21 protein-coding genes are annotated in these 19,288 nt (G+C 56.0%); 12 read left to right on the top strand and 9 right to left on the bottom strand.

All coding sequences use genetic code 11. The annotated features are described in order from the left end of the window. Positions 1-56: 56 nt before the first annotated feature. Complete coding sequence (locus AB5Y76_RS13885; protein ID WP_100645812.1) at positions 57-974, bottom strand: IS5 family transposase; 918 nt, start codon at positions 972-974, stop codon at positions 57-59. 124 nt (positions 975-1,098) lie between these two features. Between AB5Y76_RS13885 and AB5Y76_RS13880 the strand changes: the two genes are divergently transcribed. After that, positions 1,099-2,409, top strand: a complete 1,311-nt coding sequence (locus tag AB5Y76_RS13880) for a DNA-directed RNA polymerase (protein ID WP_368177743.1) — start codon at positions 1,099-1,101, stop codon at positions 2,407-2,409. A 200-nt stretch (positions 2,410-2,609) separates the two neighbouring features. On the opposite strand, the gene AB5Y76_RS13875 is transcribed toward AB5Y76_RS13880, so the two are convergent. Next, positions 2,610-2,996 (bottom strand): hypothetical protein, encoded by a 387-nt coding sequence (locus AB5Y76_RS13875; protein ID WP_263718579.1) that lies wholly within the window; start codon positions 2,994-2,996, stop codon positions 2,610-2,612. An 87-nt stretch (positions 2,997-3,083) separates the two neighbouring features. Here AB5Y76_RS13875 and AB5Y76_RS13870 point away from each other — a divergent pair, with 87 nt between their 5' ends. Then, positions 3,084-3,314 (top strand): hypothetical protein, encoded by a 231-nt coding sequence (locus AB5Y76_RS13870; protein WP_198506545.1) that lies wholly within the window; start codon positions 3,084-3,086, stop codon positions 3,312-3,314. Positions 3,315-3,350: 36 nt separating this feature from the next. After that, positions 3,351-4,025 carry a KilA-N domain-containing protein gene (locus tag AB5Y76_RS13865; protein WP_263718580.1) on the top strand — a complete coding sequence of 225 codons (675 nt, stop codon included), beginning with the start codon at positions 3,351-3,353 and terminating at the stop codon, positions 4,023-4,025. Positions 4,026-4,191: 166 nt separating this feature from the next. Here the strand turns inward: AB5Y76_RS13865 and AB5Y76_RS13860 are convergent, their stop codons facing one another. Next, the gene (locus tag AB5Y76_RS13860) at positions 4,192-5,418 is read right to left on the bottom strand and encodes a tyrosine-type recombinase/integrase (protein ID WP_263718581.1); all 1,227 of its coding nucleotides are present in this window, start codon (positions 5,416-5,418) and stop codon (positions 4,192-4,194) included. A gap of 271 nt (positions 5,419-5,689) precedes the next feature. Here AB5Y76_RS13860 and AB5Y76_RS13855 point away from each other — a divergent pair, with 271 nt between their 5' ends. The 3 genes from AB5Y76_RS13855 to djlA are packed head-to-tail and all read left to right on the top strand — an operon-like array spanning position 5,690 to position 8,218. Then, positions 5,690-6,700, top strand: coding sequence for an aminoglycoside phosphotransferase family protein (locus tag AB5Y76_RS13855; protein ID WP_263718582.1), 1,011 nt, complete (start codon positions 5,690-5,692; stop codon positions 6,698-6,700). Then, a complete protein-coding gene (gene murU, locus AB5Y76_RS13850; RefSeq protein WP_236301567.1) occupies positions 6,697-7,365 on the top strand; it encodes an N-acetylmuramate alpha-1-phosphate uridylyltransferase MurU in 669 nt (222 codons plus the stop codon). Before AB5Y76_RS13855 ends, murU begins: the two co-directional genes overlap by 4 nt. Before the next feature lie 19 nt (positions 7,366-7,384). Beyond that, positions 7,385-8,218 (top strand): co-chaperone DjlA, encoded by an 834-nt coding sequence (djlA, locus tag AB5Y76_RS13845; RefSeq protein WP_236271662.1) that lies wholly within the window; start codon positions 7,385-7,387, stop codon positions 8,216-8,218. Positions 8,219-8,299: 81 nt separating this feature from the next. On the opposite strand, the gene AB5Y76_RS13840 is transcribed toward djlA, so the two are convergent. Continuing rightward, positions 8,300-9,751, bottom strand: coding sequence for an aminoacyl-histidine dipeptidase (locus tag AB5Y76_RS13840; protein WP_108613104.1), 1,452 nt, complete (start codon positions 9,749-9,751; stop codon positions 8,300-8,302). Positions 9,752-10,698: 947 nt separating this feature from the next. Between AB5Y76_RS13840 and gpt the strand changes: the two genes are divergently transcribed. From gpt to AB5Y76_RS13815, 5 genes are all read left to right on the top strand, one after another. Next, the gene (gene gpt / locus AB5Y76_RS13835; protein WP_005339007.1) at positions 10,699-11,166 is read left to right on the top strand and encodes a xanthine phosphoribosyltransferase; all 468 of its coding nucleotides are present in this window, start codon (positions 10,699-10,701) and stop codon (positions 11,164-11,166) included. Positions 11,167-11,338: 172 nt separating this feature from the next. Then, complete coding sequence (gene frsA, locus AB5Y76_RS13830) at positions 11,339-12,607, top strand: esterase FrsA (RefSeq protein ID WP_005349360.1); 1,269 nt, start codon at positions 11,339-11,341, stop codon at positions 12,605-12,607. Between the two features lie 62 nt (positions 12,608-12,669). Then, positions 12,670-13,062 (top strand): sigma factor-binding protein Crl, encoded by a 393-nt coding sequence (gene crl, locus AB5Y76_RS13825; RefSeq protein ID WP_005339003.1) that lies wholly within the window; start codon positions 12,670-12,672, stop codon positions 13,060-13,062. 179 nt (positions 13,063-13,241) lie between these two features. Beyond that, on the top strand, positions 13,242-14,345 hold the full coding sequence (gene proB, locus AB5Y76_RS13820; protein WP_201973445.1) for a glutamate 5-kinase: 1,104 nt from the start codon (positions 13,242-13,244) through the stop codon (positions 14,343-14,345). After that, complete coding sequence (locus AB5Y76_RS13815; RefSeq protein WP_263718689.1) at positions 14,345-15,634, top strand: glutamate-5-semialdehyde dehydrogenase; 1,290 nt, start codon at positions 14,345-14,347, stop codon at positions 15,632-15,634. Before proB ends, AB5Y76_RS13815 begins: the two co-directional genes overlap by 1 nt. 96 nt (positions 15,635-15,730) lie before the next feature. Here the strand turns inward: AB5Y76_RS13815 and AB5Y76_RS13810 are convergent, their stop codons facing one another. The 5 genes from AB5Y76_RS13810 to rsgA are packed head-to-tail and all read right to left on the bottom strand — an operon-like array spanning position 15,731 to position 18,565. Further along, the gene (locus tag AB5Y76_RS13810) at positions 15,731-16,120 is read right to left on the bottom strand and encodes a hypothetical protein (protein WP_263718588.1); all 390 of its coding nucleotides are present in this window, start codon (positions 16,118-16,120) and stop codon (positions 15,731-15,733) included. 2 nt (positions 16,121-16,122) lie between these two features. Continuing rightward, positions 16,123-16,374, bottom strand: a complete 252-nt coding sequence (locus AB5Y76_RS13805) for a DUF2960 domain-containing protein (RefSeq protein WP_149153538.1) — start codon at positions 16,372-16,374, stop codon at positions 16,123-16,125. Then, a complete protein-coding gene (locus tag AB5Y76_RS13800; RefSeq protein ID WP_263718594.1) occupies positions 16,364-16,633 on the bottom strand; it encodes a VF530 family protein in 270 nt (89 codons plus the stop codon). Before AB5Y76_RS13800 ends, AB5Y76_RS13805 begins: the two co-directional genes overlap by 11 nt. Next, positions 16,630-17,502 (bottom strand): archaetidylserine decarboxylase, encoded by an 873-nt coding sequence (gene asd / locus AB5Y76_RS13795; protein ID WP_026034874.1) that lies wholly within the window; start codon positions 17,500-17,502, stop codon positions 16,630-16,632. The genes AB5Y76_RS13800 and asd overlap by 4 nt, the downstream gene beginning before the upstream one ends. Before the next feature lie 28 nt (positions 17,503-17,530). Continuing rightward, the gene (gene rsgA, locus AB5Y76_RS13790; RefSeq protein WP_263718597.1) at positions 17,531-18,565 is read right to left on the bottom strand and encodes a small ribosomal subunit biogenesis GTPase RsgA; all 1,035 of its coding nucleotides are present in this window, start codon (positions 18,563-18,565) and stop codon (positions 17,531-17,533) included. A gap of 91 nt (positions 18,566-18,656) precedes the next feature. Here rsgA and orn point away from each other — a divergent pair, with 91 nt between their 5' ends. Further along, a complete protein-coding gene (orn, locus tag AB5Y76_RS13785) occupies positions 18,657-19,202 on the top strand; it encodes an oligoribonuclease (protein WP_042080584.1) in 546 nt (181 codons plus the stop codon). Positions 19,203-19,288: the final 86 nt, after the last annotated feature.

Here is a 19,288-nt window from a genome sequence, read left to right as displayed (position 1 = left end):
GGCGTTGTTTCCCAAATCAACCATCAAGCAGCAACTGCCCCAGCCCCTGGTGACCGCTACACTCGGGGCTTTCTGACAGGTAGACCAAGGGTATTCAGCTTGTTTATGGCGCTAACATACGCCATGACTTCTCCCACTTGGCCGTTGTAGTTACGCAGACTGATTTTCCCCGCCAGCAATTGCTTGAGCCGATACATCGCCGTCTCTGCCAGCGAGCGACGGTGATACCCCGATATCTTCTTCCAGTGCGCCAGCCCTTTCTTGCGCATCACCAGCACGGCCTCATTTCTTGGATGCCCCTTTTTCCATAACCCCGCGCTCTTACGAGGCGGGATACAGGCTGTCGCCCCTTTGCGCGAGATAAGCTGATGGCTGGCTTTGCTGTCATAGGCACCATCCGCATAAACATGTCCCAGCTTACGCCGCAGAGGGTTGAGCAAGGTGGGCAACACCTCGGCATCATGGACATTTTCCAGTGAGACTTCCGCCGCCACGATATCGTGGGTCACCGGGTCTACCGCCAGATGCAACTTGCGCCACACTCGCCGCTTCTCCGAACCGTGTTTTCTGACCTTCCACTCGCCTTCCCCAAACACCTTCAGCCCGGTTGAGTCGATAACCAAGTCGGTAATACGTTCCTTTGGGGGCTGTCGATAAGCCACAGTCACCGAGCGTGCTCGCTTGCTGACGCAGCTATAGTCCGGTGCGCACAACGGTACATTCATCAACTCGAACAGGGAGTCTAGTAGTCCCTGAGTGGCCCGTAGAGTGAGGTTGAAAATCCCCTTGAGCATCAGGAAGGTACAGATGGTCTGGTCGGTGTAAAGCTGGCTGCGACCTCGGCGCCCATGATGGTCGTGGTGAAACCAGCTGTTCATGGCTTCGGCATCAACCCAGAAGGTGAGTGAACCACGGTTAATCAAAGACTTGTTGTATGTAGGCCAGTTGGTGATGGGGTGAAGCGACGTGCCCATGATGCAAACTTGAAGAGGATGGTGGTGATCAGATCTCCGAGTCCTCAGTAAGTTCCCTTCAAACTGCATCGATTTAGGCAACAACGCCGGGATCAACCCACAAGGGCCAGACTACATTAAGGCCATGCTTCAATTTGACGTAGGCATGGAGCTTGGGGAACGTGGCTGGTATTGGCTACGCTGGCACACGGCGAACGTCTGGGGTGAAGACAAGGCCGCACATGCTGACCGTGTAAAGTGGACTGATGCGAACATCGAAATGATCCAGATGATCGCCAGTGACCCGCTACAGAACCGTGAATGGGAAGGTGCTGATAAACCGTTCCAGTTCCTAGCTTGCTGCTTTGAAATAGATGAAGCATTGAATACACAGGGTGGGCCTACCAAGTATGAAAGCCGTATGCCTATCGCTTTGGATGGCTCTTGTTCGGGTCTTCAACACCTTGGCCTGGCTACCTGCTGTGAGACTACAGGACGCGCTGTGAATCTTCTGGCTGGTGATAAGCCTAGTGACATTTACCAAATTGTGGCTGACAAAGTGGCCGCTTATTTGGATCAGGTTGTCTCTGGGAAATTGCGAGTCAAGAAAGAGGTATGGAAGGGACAAGCAAAGAAATGGCAAGAGTGGCCCGCTGCTTGGAAAGATGGGAAGCTCTCACGCTCTATTACCAAACGCTCTGTAATGACCTATCCCTACGGCTCTGCTGAATACGGGTTCGGGAAGCAACTCCTTGCAGACATACTCGAGCCTGCTTATGAAGAGGCACAGAAGATCGCCTACACACTCGGTAAAGCGGTAAAGGACGTATTCCCTTGGTCTGATGAAGTTGAATTAGAGAATGGAGCCCGCTTCCTTGCTTGGCTAATTTATAAAGCTGTGGTGGAAACTGTGGTTGTCCCTGCACAGGTAATGGAGGAACTGAAGAAGCTAGCCAGCTTGATCAATAAGGCTGATACAGACGTATGGTGGACAACACCGCTTGGATTCCGTGTTGAACAGCGATACAGGAATAAAAAGACAGGCCGCCTTGATAGTGTGGTTAAGGGGCTATCTTTTTACGATCCAACTTATGGAGAGGAGGGAGAGGCCCCGAGAGTACAGGTATCATTTAAATACAATTCAGACAAGCTAGATAAAAACAAACAGAAGGGCGCAATAGCCCCTAACGTTGTTCATTCCCTTGATGCCACGCATTTGATGATGACTGTATGCGCTGCACATGATCAAGGCATTAAGCACTTCGCATTGATCCATGATTCTTTCGGTACTCATGCCACTAATACAGATCAGATGTTCCGTATTGTACGTGAGCAAATGGTCGAGCTGTATAAGGCTGATCCGCTTGGGCAAATCATTGAGGATTTGAAGGGGCAGATTATGAAAGACGACCTTAAAAACTACCTAAGCCACATAGTAAAGGGCTGCTCAAAATAGAAGAGGTCTTGGAATCTCAATACGCTTTTGCATAGCTTTAAGTCATAGCGTTTCGCCTCACTTATAGGAGAGAAAAACGATCTGTAAAGGCTCGCTGGATTCAGTGGGTCTTTTCTTTTTAATGCAAGAAAAAAGAACAGCAATAAATAAACACAAGAAGATTAAAGATCTACTGACTGCGTAGCTATCAACACGCGCTCCTACGTGAAATCTTCAGGGGGATTACCCTGCAAACATAACAATCTCAAGTAAGAGCACGTTATGGAGTGGGCTGGACGCACCAAATGAAGCCCCGCCCAGAGATCATCGAGCGTGACCTTAATCCCTTGTAGTGGGTTCGCTAGACGTTCCCTGGCTCTGGCTACTGTCTCATCCACAAGAACCATGTACGCCGGATCATAGTCCTCTTCAGCGTCCTCTATGAATGCCGCTATGTCTTCCTCTGAATTGAGGTAATCAGCGGCATCAAATGGGCTAAACCTTTCTGCCTGTTCCCACTCGATCAGCTCTTGGGGCATCGGTGCGGTTTCATCGCATTGAGCAAGCAGGTGGTCAAGTGTGGGCTTCTGGTCTGGGCTCTCTTTCATAAATCCCTCTGGCTGAACAGGTACAACAAGCCAGAGGATACACACAACAACTATTTACTCAATGATAAAAATAAAGGAAACGCATGAATGAAAAATGAAATGCTTGAGAAGAAGCTACAAGAGCTTCACAGCGAATTGATTGAGGTAACCACTGAATGTATTCGTGATCCAGATGTTCGTAAACCAGCACATTTGCAAGTGGCCCTGAACCTACTGAAGCACAACAACATCATGCTTGCCGCTGGTGCTAATACAAAAGAGTTCGACAAGCTAATTAACTCCCTTCCTGATTTCACTGAAATTCCCACTTACCAATAAAAAGGAACATCCCCATTCAAGGATGAACATAAAGAAATGAAAATTAAATTTAACAACAAAGATTATTCTATCCGTCAGAATGAAGACGGGCTCTATTCCCTGACCGACATTGAAAAAGCATGGCTTGCTGAAGGTGGTACAGGCGGACGTCTCGATCACTGGAAAGTCAATCCTGATGTAGCAACCATGATTCAAATACCCGAAATTCGGGTAATTTCCAGTCGGGGCCGAAATGGTGAGACTTGGGGCTGTGAAGAGGCTGTAATTGAATACGCGTCCTATTGCTCCAATGACTTCCGCCGTGCAGTCCGTAAGGCATTTATTGAGCTGACCAAGGGCAACACCTATAAAGCTGCTGCTATTGCTGAATCTGTAGCTGTGTCTCCTGAACTGCTGGATAAGTACGAGAAGACACGACAGGAAATGAACGATACGATTAAGGAGTTTGGTGGGTCTATGGGTAGCCATGCCTTCAGTAATTACTACCGTTTGGCCTGTAAGGGGGCTACTGGGTATGTCCCATCTGTTCTGACTGGTAAGAATGGGTCAGCTAAGGATTATTTGGCTGAAGCTGAATGTACTGAAGCTATTACTGCTGTAATTGCTGCTATGGATTTGGTGAGCAAGAGCCTGAAGGCTGGTCTGGATTATCACACCAGCGCTTTCATGCTTAATGTCAAGACGACCAAGAATGGGGAGTTCTTCGCCTAATAACAAGCAGCGAGTATCCCCTCACTTATAGGAGAGAAAACCTCTTCACGTCATTAATTTTTTTGCATGGACTGTTTTCAGTAATTCATGTTTCCCCCTGTGGCCTCCCTAGCAAGAGCCACAGGTTTTTTACGGTTATTTTTTCTACTATCGTTAACTTGTTAAATTAGTTTAATAGAGCTAAAAAATTTTTCATTGTATCTTCATTTAACATTTTCTCTACTGCTGCTATCTGGTGAATGTAATTGTATCCAGATGAATAAAGTCCATAGGATAAGGTTAAGCCTTGTTTACTGTGTCCCACGATCTGTGAGGTCATCCCTTCTGGGATACCTGCATTTTCATAAGCTGTAATAGTCATGCCTCTGAAGCTATGGAAGCAATTTTTCTTATCCCTTTCCCCCGTAACTTCAGCTTTAAGTCTACCAAACTTTGCTGACCATCCTGCTGGAGAGGTCTTCCCATAACGGTCAAGCCAAAGACCATTGATGATGTAGTCCTTTAATTCATGCCATAAATACTCAGGTAGTGGGATGCCGCGAATAGAGTTGTAAGTTTTTCCATCAGTTATTTTTATTATGTGAACATTCTTTTTTATCTCGAAATCATTAATGGTTAGAGATACAAGCTCACCAATCCGGCAACCAGTAACTAACCCGAATTTTATCAGGGCCTTCAACTGAGGTGATGCACGGCTTATGATCGCTGATAATTGTTCATGTGTGAATGGCTCATACTTCTTTGGTGCAATCCCAGATTTGAATTTTGCTCCTAAAAATGGATTTGTTCCTTCTGCTTGCTTATTTAAGTAACACCATTCCCAACATGATGATAATGCAGAGCGATAACCTTTACGTGTCCAATCGCTTTTATCTGTACTGATACTTTGAAGCCAGAGAGTTACATCCCTCGCTTGAATGCTAGAAAGAGGAACATCCCGCTTATTCAAAACAGTTAAGAGGCTTTTGGCCCCAGAGCGCGCTTTGCTGAGGATGGCTTTGTGTACCTTATCTTCATTCCCTTTTATGAAGCCGTCTACAGCTTTCCGTAAGGTAATGTGTGCGGGGGGAAGGGGAACACCTATCATCGGGGCCAATGGTGCGGCGGAGGCTGAACAGAGAGCGTCTGAAGGGCGGTATGACTCAACTGTCTGCCGTATCTCTGAGAGGATTGTATTGAAATGCCGTTGTCTGGGAACTTCTCTTACTCGCTCTAGTAAGCCCATGAACTCCGAAACGATAGCGTCCCGCATTCGCCTTGCTTGCTGCAAATCGCTGGTCTGGAGGGACTTGGCATAGATCGCTTTGCCTCGGAAGAAGCTGTGATCCCTAAGCTCTTTTGGGACATTCCAATGCAGGTAGTAACGGTAGCGTCGGAGTTGCAGATGTTTCATTGCGTAGCCCTCCTATGGTATCTTGGGGCAAATCGTAATTACTCAATCCATAACACTCCGCATAACATACAGCATTGAATCTATTGGTATTGTAGGTCTGAAAGACTCGTGCAATCCGTGATAGATACGGTTGATCCAAGGCATGCATTTTACGACAGGTTTCATCGAGTTGACATTGCATGTCATTGCTTTATGTTAGCCGGCAATGATAAAGCATTATTGCGGCCAGGGCTAACAGCCAAGTGCTGCTTTCCACCTTGGTCCTCTACTTATGCACGATCGCGATTCCCTGCTATTGCAGTGGGCACGCCGTATTTCCGGTGATGCCAGTCTTCAGTTGACCCTCATTTCCGGTGATGCCAGCTTCCGCCGCTACTCTCGTGGTGGTGGTCTGGTGTGGGTGGATGCCAATCCGAAAACCGAAAAAAATCATGAATTTGTTCGTAACGCGGCGGCCTTGCAGGCGCGTCAGCTGTTGGCGCCAGAGGTGAAGGCGGTGGACTACGAACAGGGGCTGCTGGCGGTCAGCGACCTGGGCGATACCCAGCTGATCAGCTGCCTGAACGAGCACAACGTGCGGGCCTGGTATGGCAAGGCGATTGATTTGCTGCCCCGCCTGGGGGCGGTTGAACTGGCGCTTGAGCCCTTCGATGCCGCCTTTATGGCGCGGGAGAACAGCATTTTTCCCGAGTGGCTGCTGGGCCACCATCTAAAACTGACCCTGAGCCATGAAGAGCAGCAACTGCTGGACGAGACCTTTGCTTGTCTCACCGCCTGCAATCTGGCCCAGCCGCAGGGGGTGATGCATAGAGATTTTCACAGTCGCAACCTGATGGTGTGTGGCGGGGATACCCCCGAGAGCAGCCGGCTGGCCATCATCGATTTTCAAGACATGGTCATCGGGCCCCTGAGCTATGACCTGGTCTCCCTGCTGAAAGATTGCTACGTACGCTGGCCGGACGAGGTGATCGATGAAGGGATGCGCCACGGCTTTGTCACCCTGCAACAGGCGGGTCTGCTTGGCGAGCTCGATTATGCCAGTTTCCGCCGCGATGCCGACCTGACCGGTATGCAGCGCCACCTCAAAGCGGCGGGACTCTTCACCCGGCTCTATCATCGCGACGGCAAGTCCGGCTATCTCAAGGATATTCCCCGTACCCTCGGCTATGTGGTGGATGTCTGTCGCACTCACGGTAGTGCCTATCCGGTATTGGCCCGTTTTGGTCAGTGGCTGGAGCGGGTGGTGTTGCCGGGGATCGCCAATGCTGGAGTTAAATCATGAAGGCGATGATCCTGGCCGCTGGCCGTGGCGAGCGGATGCGCCCGCTGACTGACCTGCTGCCCAAGCCGCTGCTGGCGGTGGGGGGCAAGCCGCTCATCGTTCATCACATCGAAAAACTCAAAGCCGCTGGCGTGACCGAGTTGGTCATCAACCACGCCTGGCTTGGCCACAAGCTGGTCGAGAGCCTTGGTGATGGCCGTGCCCTTGGCGTGACCATCCACTGGTCAGCCGAGGAGAGCGCACTGGAGACCGCAGGCGGCATCGTGCAGGCGCTGCCACTACTGGGGGCAGACCCTTTTTTGGTCATCAACGGCGATACTTGGCTCGATCTCGATTATCACACCTTGGTCAGCCAGCCCCTTGGTGATGATTTGGCCCACCTCTGGCTGGTGCCCAATCCGCCCCAGCACCCGAGCGGGGACTTTGCCCTGCAAGAAGGGCGAGTTGTGGATACGCCAGCGTTTACCTTCAGCGGGGTCGGACTATATGATCCGGCGGCCTTTGCCGGTCTCGCGGGCGGTGCCCGCAAGCTGGCGCCCCTGCTGCGTGACTGGATGGCGCAAGGGCGGGTGGGCGGCAGCCTGCTCGCAGGCGAGTGGCGCGATATCGGCACGGTCGACCGTCTGCGCGAGCTGGATGACCAGCTCCAGGCCCGCACTCATTAACTTCAAGAGGTCTTGAACCATGCGTATTTGGGGTAAGGTGCTGGGCGCCTTCTTCGGTTTTCTGCTCGGCAATATCATCGGCGCCCTGATTGGCCTCTGGATTGGCCACCGTTTCGACCGTGGCATGGGGCTGCAGGGGGCGTTTCGTCGCGGCCCGAGTCAGGAGCAGCAAGCCGTCTTCTTCCACGCCACCTTCTCGGTGATGGGTCACATCGCCAAGTCCAGCGGTCAGGTGACAGAGCAGGAGATCCGGGTTGCCTCCAACCTGATGGATCGGATGCGATTGGTGGGGGAGCAGCGTGCCCGGGCACAGGAGTCGTTTCGTCTCGGTAAGGAGGCCGACTTCCCGCTGCGCGAGACCCTGGCCGAGTTCCGCCGTGCCAGTCTGGGGCAGCGCGATATTCTGCGCTTCTTCCTCGAGGTACAACTGCAGGCGGCCTTTGCCGACGGGCGGGTAGAGGAGGGCGAGCGCGCCATTCTGCACACCATTGCCGACGAACTGGGCTTCAGCCGCATCGAGCTGGCCCGCATTCTGGCGATGGCTGAAGCGCAGATGAACTTCTTCAATCAGGCCCATGGCCAGTATCAGGGGGGCCATTCCGGTGGCCAGCAGTATCGGCAGGCGGCACCCTCTGCGGAGCGCCTCAAGAATGCTTACCAGTTGCTGGGGGTGAGCGAGAGCGACAGCGATCAGGATATCAAGCGCGCCTACCGCAAGGAGATGAGCAAACATCACCCGGACAAGCTGGCCGCCAAAGGGTTGCCGCCGGAGATGATGGAGATGGCCAAGGAGAAGACCCAGGAGATCCAGCAAGCCTGGGAGTGGATCCGCGAGGCCCGCGGCATCCGGTAAGCGCCAACGTCAGGTTGGAACAGACAATAAAAAGCCCCGCAGCAGTGCGGGGCTTTGCTTTGCCGTGTGGCGTAGGCCGGGTTATTTGGCCGGAATCGCTTCCAGCACGTGCACCAGCAGTTGCCAGAAACGCTCGACCGCCGGGATATGTACCTTCTCGTCAGGGGAGTGGGCACCGCGGATGGTCGGGCCGAAGGAGACCATGTCCCACTCCGGATAGGCGCTCTTGAACAGACCGCACTCGAGGCCGGCGTGGATCACCATGACGTTGGGCATGGTGCCGAACAGGGTCTGGTAGCTATTGCGTACCAGCGCCATGACGGGGGAGTCCACGTTCGGCGCCCAACCCGGGTAGGCACCGGTGAATTCGCAGCTGGCGCCTGCCAGGGTGAACAGGGAGCGGGTCATCTGCTCGATGCTCTCGCGGCCGGAGTCGATCAGGGAGCGGATCAGGCACTGGACGTACACTTCGCCATCCTGAGTCTTGATGACCCCCAGGTTGGTAGAGGTTTCGGTCACGCCGGGCATGGCATCGCTCATGCGCATCACGCCGTTCGGGCAGGCCATCAGGGCATCCAGCAGGCGCTGCTGCAGAGAGACGCTCATCAGCTTGGCCGGTTTGGCGGCGCTGTTGACCAGTACGGTCAGGTTCGGCTCGGTAGCGGCCAGTTCGGTCTGGTAGATCCCGGTGTAGCGGTCAACCAGCGCCTTGAACTCGTTTACGCTGGCAGCAGGCACCAGCAGGGTGGCACGGGCTTCGCGCGGGATGGCGTTGCGCAGAGTGCCGCCGTGGATCTCGGCCAGACGAACACCCAGCGGCTCTGCTGCTTTGAGCAGGCGAACCAGCAGCTTGTTGGCGTTGCCACGACCGCGATGGATATCGCAACCGGAGTGACCGCCGCGCAGCCCTTTTACGGCCAGTTCGAACGCTTCGCCTTCGCTGGCGTCAACCAGCTCGAGCGGGAAGCGGATATTGGCATCCACACCGCCAGCGCAGCCCATGTAGACCTCGCCATCCTCTTCGGAGTCGGTGTTGAGCAAAATTTCGCCCTCCAGCCAGCCCGCTTCCAGACCGAATGCGCCGGTCATGCCGGTCTCTTCGTCTGTGGTCAGCAGCACTTCCAGCGGACCGTGCTTGATGGTCTTGTCAGCCAGCACAGCCAGGCAACCGGCCATACCGATGCCGTTGTCGGCACCCAGAGTGGTGCCACGGGCAGTGACCCACTCGCCATCGACATAGGCATCGATGGGGTCGGTCGCGAAGTCGTGTTTGGTGTCGGCGTTGGCCTGCGGCACCATGTCGATGTGGGCCTGCAGTACCACGGCTTTGCGGTTTTCCATCCCCGGGGTTGCCGGTTTCTTGATGATGATGTTGCCGACCTTGTCCTGCTTGACCGCCAGACCTTCCCCTTGAGCCCATTGGATGATCCAGGCGCTCAGTTTGGCTTCATGTTTGGAAGGGTGGGGAATGGAGCAGATCTGTTCGAAGAAATGCCAAATCAGTTTGGGAGAGAGAGAGCTAAGCTGTGCCACGTCGGGACTCCTTACCAGCACGGAATTAACAGGGCCCCATCAGCGGGCCGGGGAAGAGGATAACGATAATACAGTCAATCACACAAAAATGTGAGCAATCAGCGCAAATCGCAGGCAGCTTGTGCTGGCTAATGGCAACCAGGCAGTACGATCGTCAGGTTCGGACGACGCTGACCGATAGAAAAGAAAATGTGTGACCGATCTCACAAAAATATTGAATTTAACGCACCGACTGGTAAATTAGCTCCCGTGGTTCGCCACCCGTCAGGATGACGATGAAAGCCTCCAGGGAACCGAAGCAAAGCAAGTGCGCCTCCATGGAACCGAGTGTTCGTTCAAGGATTTGAGCCCGCATTAAAGGTACGTAACTTGTTAAGCAATCAGGAGTTTCAATATGCCAGGCAGCAACTCAACCTATTGGTTTGCCCCCTCTTTGTATACCCAGGGTTTCAGCTACCCTAACCCCTTCGTCACTCGTCGCTAAGGCGAGCTGCCCAACCAGGCAGAGGCGAGAAAGCAGCAGGTGCGTGAGGTAAATCCTCCCCCTGCTATTTTTTTATCTGCGATTTGCCGCACAGCCCATTTGGACTCGGCAGCAGGGACGGCAGGTTAGTCGTTTGGCGCTCTAGATGTGCCGAATGGAGAGGGTGATGCCGATTTTTCCTGTTTTTGGCATACGTTTGCCAGGCATTTTCTCTGCAAACGGTGCTATCATATCGGCCCAACAGCCTGTCCGCGGTTTGGACACATCATCTAACCGATCGCCGGATAAGCCCATCTTGCTTCCATTGTTATCAGATTTGCTGCCGAGGCTTAGCCCTGAGGCAGCCGAAGTGCAATCTGAATTCAGTCGGGCAAGGGCCGCCATTTACTGGCATCCGCAGGGAGAATTGCGGGTGCTTTTATTTTAAGTGATTGTTTTTAAATAACTATTAGAGATCGATAACATGCCGAAAAAGTTCTATGTGTCGTGGGACAACCTGCAACGTGAAGCTCGCCGTCTGGCCCGTCGTCAGCTGCCTGTCAGCCAGTGGAAAGGTATCATCGCGGTCAGCCGTGGTGGTCTGGTGCCCGCAGCCCTGATGGCCCGTGAACTTGGCATTCGTAATGTGGAAACCCTCTGCATCTCCAGCTATGACCATGACAGCCAGCGCGAGCTGGTGGTCGTGAAGGCTGCCACCACCGCCGGTGACGGCGAAGGCTGGCTGGTGGTGGAAGATCTGGTCGACACCGGCACTACCGCCAAGGCGATCCGCGAGCTCTACCCGAAAGCCAAGTTCATCGCTATTTTCGCCAAGCCGATGGGCGAAGCGCTGCTGGACGATTTCGAAGTGGCGATCCCGCAGGATACCTGGATCGAACAGCCGTGGGATATGGCACTGGAGTTCGCCACACCGATTTGCGACGAAAAGTAACAGGATCGGGATGTGACGCTCGCTGCGTCCATTGGTCGCAACCGGCAATAATGGTTTCACAGGGCTCCAATTTGGAGCCCTGTTTTTTTGTGTATCAATCTGTTGCAGGGTGGCTGATGGGCAGTAAAAGTGGTTAAGATGAGCTATTGCCTGATATGAATGGGACACTATCTTGGACTTGAACGAAGACCTAAACCTGACCGAACAGCTCTTTACCCGCGTCAAGAAGGTATTGGAAACATCCGAGATCTCCAACTCCAGTGCGGCTGATCTGGCGCAAGCCGAGTCAGACGAGATGTTTATCGACGGATCCATGTCAAAGAGCTGGTATCGCCTGCTGCGCCGCCCCTCCTGGACCTGGCAGGGGGCTGATCCCATCGAAGTGGAGCAGACCCTGGCCCGTATCGCCATGGCGACCGGCGAGCGCACCCACGATTGCTATCTCGATACCATCAAGGGCTATGTGCCCGGCAACTGGATCTACGAGTGGAGTCAGGTGGCTGGCAACTATTTCAAGCAGGGCCGCGAACTGCGCGAGAAGGGTGATCCTTCTGGCGCCTTGAAACAGCTGCTCAAGGCGGTGCGCTACTACTCCATCGCCAGCTATCCCCATCTCAAGGATGACGAGCTGGCGGATCAAGCCCAGCTGCTTGGCAACATGGCCTATCGCGAGGCAGGTCGCCTGTTCAAGGTGCCGCTCAAAGAGATCCAGGTGCCTTTTCGCGGCAAGCATATTCAGGGTTATCTCCACCTGCCGACGACCGAAAAACCGGTGCCGCTGGTGATCATCAGCGGCGGGATCGACTCCCTGCAGCTCGATTTCCTCAACTTCTATCTCAAACGGCTCGAGCCCAACGGCATCGGCATGCTCTCCCTCGATATGCCCGGGGTTGGCTATGCCGAGCATTGGCCGCTGGTGCAGGATACCAGCCGCCTTCATCAGGCGGTGCTCCATTACCTTTCCGAAGTGGCCTGGGTCGATCATCAGCGTATCGCCATGGTGGGAATGCGTCTGGCGGGCAATATCGCAGCCAGACTGGCCTTTATCGAACCCTTTAAGCTGCGCACCGTGGTCTGTGTCGGCGCCGGTGTCAATCAGGTGTTTACCAATCAGGAGCTGTTTGCCAAGTGTCCGCGCATGATGCGGGACAGTCTGGCCAACCGGTTGGGGGCTGATGCGGCGCAGTGGGATGGCATGCGTACCAAGTGCCAGGTATTTTCACTTAAAACACAAGGATTACTGGGGACTCGCACCTCTGTGCCGATATTGAGTATTGGACACAAGCGAGATTTTATTTGTCCCGAGCAGGATGTACGGGCATTGGCGGCGGCCAGTCGTAACGGTAAGGCCATCGTATTCGACAAACAGCCTTTGCTGGAGGTGTATGACAAGGCGCTGGACGAAATCGTCGAGTGGCTGAAACAGCATTTGTGTACCTGATATTGCGCTAAAGAACTGACGCCATCCCGAGGTGGCGCGGCTTGTTTAACAGGGAGGTTAACATGTCTGAAAGAGTGACCTACAAGCGACTGCTGAGGCAGTTTGCTGCCATTGGCCCCTATTTGCGCGAAGATCTCTGCGAAGAGGGGCGTTATCGTTTCGACTGCCTGTCGGTCTGTGTCAGCGCCAAGCCGGCGCCGGACAAGCGGGAGTTCTGGGGCTGGTGGCTGGTGCTGGAGCAGGACGATCACCATTTCCGTTACCACTATCAGCTCGGTTTCTACAATGCTGATGGCGAGTGGCTGGACAAGCCGATCCCCAAGAAGCACCAGGTCGAAGTGGAACGGACCCTCAACCGTTTCTACAAGCTCATCAGCGACAAACTGACGGCACTGGAGTGCCAGTTAGCGCCAGCGGATCAGGTCACCAATGAGTTGACCGTGACCGCTGCTTGACCCCCGATGCCCGGCGAGCAGCATCCTGCTGTTTGCCGGGCCATCAGTCAGCCATCTCCCCTTCCGCCTGCCATCATCCGGGCCTTTGCTTCATCTCCTCACCCCGGCGTTAATTGCCTTGCAGGGCACCATGGCCGTGGGTATAAAGATATTCCTTACTTTTTAGCCTTTATGCTCCCATGGAAAACAGAACCATAGTTGTCAAGTTGGGCACCAGCGTGCTCACAGGGGGGTCTTCCCAGCTCAATCGTGCCCATATGGTCGAGCTGGTCAGACAGTGTGCGGCCTTGCACCGTCACGGCCATCGGGTCGTGGTCGTCACATCAGGAGCTATCGCCGCCGGGCGTGAACATCTGGGTCACCCTCCACTGGCGCCAACCCTGCCCAACAAGCAGATGCTGGCGGCGGTTGGTCAGACCCAGCTGATTCGGGTATGGCAGGATCTGTTCAACCTCTACGGTCTGCATATCGGCCAGATGCTGCTGACCCGCGCCGATCTGGAAGATCGGGAGCGCTACCTCAATGCCCGCGACACCATGCGCACCCTGCTCGATCACCGCATTATTCCGGTGATCAACGAAAACGATGCGGTGGCGACCGCCGAGATCAAGGTCGGCGACAACGACAACCTCTCCGCACGGGCCGCCATTCTGGCGGATGCTGACCTGCTGATCCTGCTGACTGACCAGAAGGGGCTTTTTACCGCCGATCCGCGCACCAATCCCGACGCCCAGCTCATTGAAGAGGTGCAGACCATCGACGATACCCTGCGCTCGCTGGCGGGTGACAGTGTCAGCGGCCTCGGCACCGGCGGCATGGCTACCAAGCTGCAGGCCGCCGATGTGGCACGCCGCGCTGGTGTCAACGTGGTGATCGCGACCGGCCAGATGCCGGAGGTGATTGGCCGTCTTGCCAAGGGCGAGCGGATTGGCACCCTGTTCCCGGCGCTGGCGTCCCCACTGGAAGGACGCAAGAGCTGGATCCTGGCAGGCCCACCTCCTCACGGCGAAGTGCATGTGGATCAGGGCGCAGTGGCCGCCATGAAGGATAAAGGCTCCAGCCTGCTGCCCAAGGGGATCGTCGCGGTCAGGGGCGATTTTATTCGGGGCGATGTGGTGCGCATTCTCGATCCCAAAGGCGCCGAGCTGGCCCGCGGCATCTGCCGTTACGACCATCTGGAGCTGGATAAGCTGCGCGGCGTCCACTCGGATCAGATTGAGCAGGTACTAGGCTATGGATATGGTTCAGTAGCCATCCATCGAGACGATATGGTGCTGCTCTAATCAGGGCGGCACGGCATGAACAAAAGGGAACCGAGATGAGTCTGGAGAAAATGGGGCAGGCGGCCCGTGAAGCTGCCTATCAGCTGGCCACCATCAGCACGGCGCAGAAGAACCGGGCGCTGGCCGCCATCGCCGACGAGCTGGAGGCGCGCAGTGAGCAGATCCTCGCTGCAAACGCGAAAGATATCGCCGCCGGCCGTGAGGCAGGCTTGTCAGAAGCCATGCTGGATCGCCTGTTGCTCAATCCGGCCCGGCTGGCCGGGATTGTGGCGGATGTGCGCAAGGTGATCACGCTGGATGATCCGGTCGGCGCCGAAATGGATAGCCGGGTGCTGGAAAATGGCCTGCGGCTCTCCCGTCGTCGGGTGCCCATCGGGGTTATCGGCGTCATCTACGAGGCGCGCCCCAACGTCACCATCGATATCGCCAGCCTCTGCCTCAAGACCGGCAACGCCAGCATATTGCGTGGCGGGCGTGAGACCTTCCACTCCAATCTGGAGCTGGTGCGGGTGATCCAGCATGCCTTGGCGGCCTCCGGTCTGCCCGAGGCGGCGGTGCAGTACATCGACAACCCGGATCGGGCGCTGGTCGGCGAGTTGCTGCGTCTCGACCGCTATGTGGACATGATCATCCCCCGTGGCGGTGCCGGCCTGCACAAGATGTGCAAGGAGAACAGCTCCATCCCGGTCATCATCGGAGGGTTCGGCATCAGCCACATCTTCGTCGACGAGAGCGCCGATCTGGTGCGCTCTCTGGCGGTCATCGACAACGCCAAGGTGCAACGCCCCTCCGCCTGCAATGCCCTCGATACCCTGCTGGTACACGAGAAGGTGGCAGCCACCTTCCTGCCGCAACTGGTGACGCTGATGAACGAGCGCAAGGTGACGCTGGTGGCCGCGCCCAACGCCATAGCGCTGCTGGCGGGTGCCGACAACCTGTGCGAGGCTGGGCCGGAGGATTTCGATACCGAGTGGCTCGGGCTGACCCTGGGGGTCAAGTTGGTGGCAGACGTCAACGAAGCGCTGGCCCATATGCGCGAGCACAACGCCGGCCACTCCGATGCCATCCTGACCAACGATCTGGCCAACGCCGAGCGTTTCGTCAATGGCGCCGGTTCGGCGGCTGTCTATGTGAACGCCTCCACCCGTTTCACCGATGGTGGCCAGTTTGGTCTGGGTGCTGAAGTGGCGGTCTCGACCCAGATGCTGCACGCCCGTGGCCCCATGGGGCTCACCGAGCTTACCAGCTACAAGTGGGTAGGGCAGGCCGATTACCTCAGCCGCGCCTGATAACCGGTTGTGTCAGATACAAAAATGCCGACTCTTGGGTCGGCATTTTTTTCGCGGGTATCGTGCCGATACCACGCAGTGCACTATCCCTCGGGGTTATTCCCCGTGATAGAGCGCCTTGTCACCGTGCTTGAGCACATAACCCTTCCAGATAAAGAGGGTGTAGCCGCTACCCTGCCACGACCAGTTGCCCTCCGCACCTTGACGGGTCAGCTGGTGCTGCTCGCCGCTTGGCAGATGCAATTCGGCCTGCGTCTGGTCGGCATTGAACATCACGAAGGCGCTGCTGGTCTGGCTGGCATCGGTCGGATTGAGCCGGATACCCTCTTCAAACAGGCGCACACATTTGCCAGTCAGCGCTGACCACTGATAGCCCGCGCTGCCGATGCAGCCGTGGCTGTCGCGATCGCTGCCAACCAGATGTTGTTCCGGTGTACTGCATGCCGCCAGCAGCAGAGAGGCGGCCATCAGGGTCAAGGTGCGCATGGTTACTCCTGCAGATCCCGTTCGATGGCGATGTTGGAGAATCCCAGCTCTTTGAAGTAGTTCTCCTGGTAATCCTTCACGCTTTTCTTGTCGCGGCGACAAACCTGAGCCAGCTGGGCCTCCATGGCGTGAAAACTGGTGAGATCCAGCCCTTCAGCAGCAGCGATGGCGTCGTAGATGCTGCGGAACTTGTCGTTCGCGTAGCCGATCTCTTTGGCCTGTTTTTTATAGGTGTACGTAATCTTAAAGGCCATCTTGCCCTTCCTTCTTCGATTTGGCTTGCTTGCGCTGGACGTAGAGGTAGAGGCTTTCGACCTTCTCCCGAGCCCAGGGGGTCTTGCGCAAGAACTTCAGGCTGGACTTGATGCTGGGATTATCGGTGAAGCAGCGGATATTGATCTGCTGCCCCAGCTCTTCCCAGCCATAGTGCTCGACCAGTGTGGTGACGATGGCTTCCAGCGTCAGCCCGTGCAGCGGGTTGTTTTTCTGCGAGGCGTTCGGTTGCTCGCTCATGCCTGCTCCGCCAGCTTGGCAAAGGGCTGACCCATGCGGGTGGTGACACCGTTGGCCAGATGGGGTTCGAAACCGGCCAGCATGCCCGGGCCAAACAGGCAGACCACGGTGCTGCCCAGCTTGAACAGGCCCATTTCGGCGCCTTTCTGCAGGGTAATGGCCTCGTCGCCGGTATAGTCCCAGCGCACCACCTTCTTCTCTTTGGTCGGCGCAATGTTGCCGGCCCAGATGGTCTCGATGCTGGCCACGATAGTGGCACCGACCAGCACCAGCGCCATGGGGCCGTGCGGAGTGCGGAAGGTGGCGACCACCCGCTCGTTGCGGGCAAACAGGTTAGGCACGTTCTCGGCGGTGAGCGGGTTGACGGAGAAGAGATCCCCCGGCACGAACACCATGCTCTCCAGCACGCCGTCCAGCGGCATGTGGATGCGGTGGTAATCCTTGGGCGCCAGATAGATGGTGGCGAAGTCGCCATCCTTGAACGGCGCAACCAGATCCTCATAGCCGCCCAGCAGCTCGCGAGCGCTGTAGTCGTGGCCCTTGGCCTGAATGATGCGACCCTGCTGGATGGGGCCGAGCTGGCTGACGGTGCCATCGACCGGCAGCGCTAGGGTCATGGCATCTTCTACCACGGGGCGGATACCGGGCTTGAGCTCGCGGGTGAAGAACTCGTTGAAGCTCTTGTAGTGGGCCGGGCTCTCGTGCAGCGCCTCACTCATGTCGACCTGGTACTGCTTGATAAAAGCCTCGATCACTTTGGTAGTGATGTTGCCCGCTTCGGCGGCAGCAAACTTGCCGATCAGACGGGAGAGGGCGTGCTTGGGCAGACAGTATTGACCGGCAATTTTCAGGTTGTCAGTAATGCTCATGTTCATCATCAACGTAGGTTTATTAGGGTCACAGGCGCGCTTGCTGGCGACCGTGACGGGCTTCCTGCATGGTTTCCAGGATGCGGTGATAGTTGTGGAAGCGATCGGCGCTGATGGCGCCCGCGTCGACCGCGGCGCGCAGGGCACAGCCGGGATCGTCCTTGTGGGTACAGTCGCGGAACTTGCAACCACCCAGATAGTCGCGAAACTCGACGAAGCACCAGGTGATGCGGTCGGCCTCCAGATGCCAGAGGGCGAACTCGCGGATCCCCGGGGAGTCGATGAGATCGCCACCGCTCGGGAAGTGGTAGAGCCGCGCCGTGGTGGTGGTGTGCTGGCCGAGCCCCGAGTTTTCGGAGATCTCGCCGGTGAGTACATCCAGCCCCGGCATCAGGGCGTTGGTGAGCGACGACTTGCCCACCCCGGACTGGCCAACGAAGATGCTGATCTTGTCGGTCAGGGCAGCCTTGAGTTCATCCAGCCCTTCGCCGCTCTCGCAGCTCACCAGCAGCACCTCGTAATTGAGTTTGCGGTAGGTTTCGAGCTGGCTTTCGATGCGCGCTCTGGCGGCATCATCGAGCATGTCGACCTTGTTCAGCACGATGAGGGGGCGGATCTCCACATCCTCGGCAGCTACCAGATAGCGGTCGACGATGTTGGTGGAGAACTCGGGCATCACCGCCGAGACGATGATGATCTGGTCGATGTTGGCTGCGATGGGTTTGACCCCGTCGTAGAAGTCCGGCCGGGTTAGTACCGAGTGGCGCGGATGCACCGCCTCGATGACGCCCGCTGTCGCGGCATTGAGGCCGGGACGCCACACCACCTTGTCGCCGCACACCAGACTGCTGATGCTGCTGCGCCGCAGGTTGCTGCGGTGGATGGTGCCATCGATCGCTTCCACGTCTGCGTGCTGACCAAAACGACTGATCACCACCCCTTCGATGGCGGGGCCAAACAGGGTGTCATCCACCACTGTGGTGTGATCTTTTTGCAGCCGCCGTTCGCGGTTGGCCTGGACGCGCCTTTGTTGACCCAGATTGAGTTTTGCTTTCTTTGCCACTCGATTCGCCAGTTTATGAACAGATCCAAAGCCAGTATGATACATGCAAATTGGCAAAATTCCGCCATTCCTCCCAATAGAGAGAGCAATCATGACAGTCAGCGCGCAGAACCTGGTATGGATCGACATGGAGATGACGGGTCTGGACCCCGAAGAGAACGTGGTACTGGAGATTGCCACCATAGTCACCGACAAGGATCTGAACGTACTGGCCGAAGGGCCGGTCATCGCCATTCATCAGAGTGATGAAGAGCTGGCCAAGATGGACGACTGGAACGTCAACACCCATACCAAGAGCGGTCTGGTGGCCCGGGTCAAGGCGAGTCAGCACGACGAGGCGAAAGCCATTGCCGAGACCCTCGAGTTCATTCGCCAGTGGGTGCCGGAGCGCACCAGCCCGCTGTGCGGCAACAGCATCGGTCAGGATCGCCGCTTCATGGTCAAGCACATGGCCGAGCTGGAAGCCTTCTTCCACTACCGTAACGTCGACGTCAGTACCATCAAGGAGCTGGTACGCCGCTGGCAGCCGGAACTGCTGGATCAGTTCAAGAAGAGCGGCACCCACCAAGCGCTGGACGATATCCGTGAATCTATCGCCGAGCTGCAGTTCTATCGTAGCCACGTCTTCAAGATCTGATTCCCCGGCAAGGGTTTGTCATACTCTGGCTGCTAAAATCGACAGTTCGGCCAGCTTTTGAGCGAACGCGCGCAACCAGACAAAAA

The sequence above is a fragment of the Aeromonas sp. R1-2 genome, from assembly GCF_040908505.1.
Classification (GTDB): domain Bacteria; phylum Pseudomonadota; class Gammaproteobacteria; order Enterobacterales; family Aeromonadaceae; genus Aeromonas; species Aeromonas veronii.
This window is presented reverse-complemented; position numbering and strand designations above follow the sequence as displayed.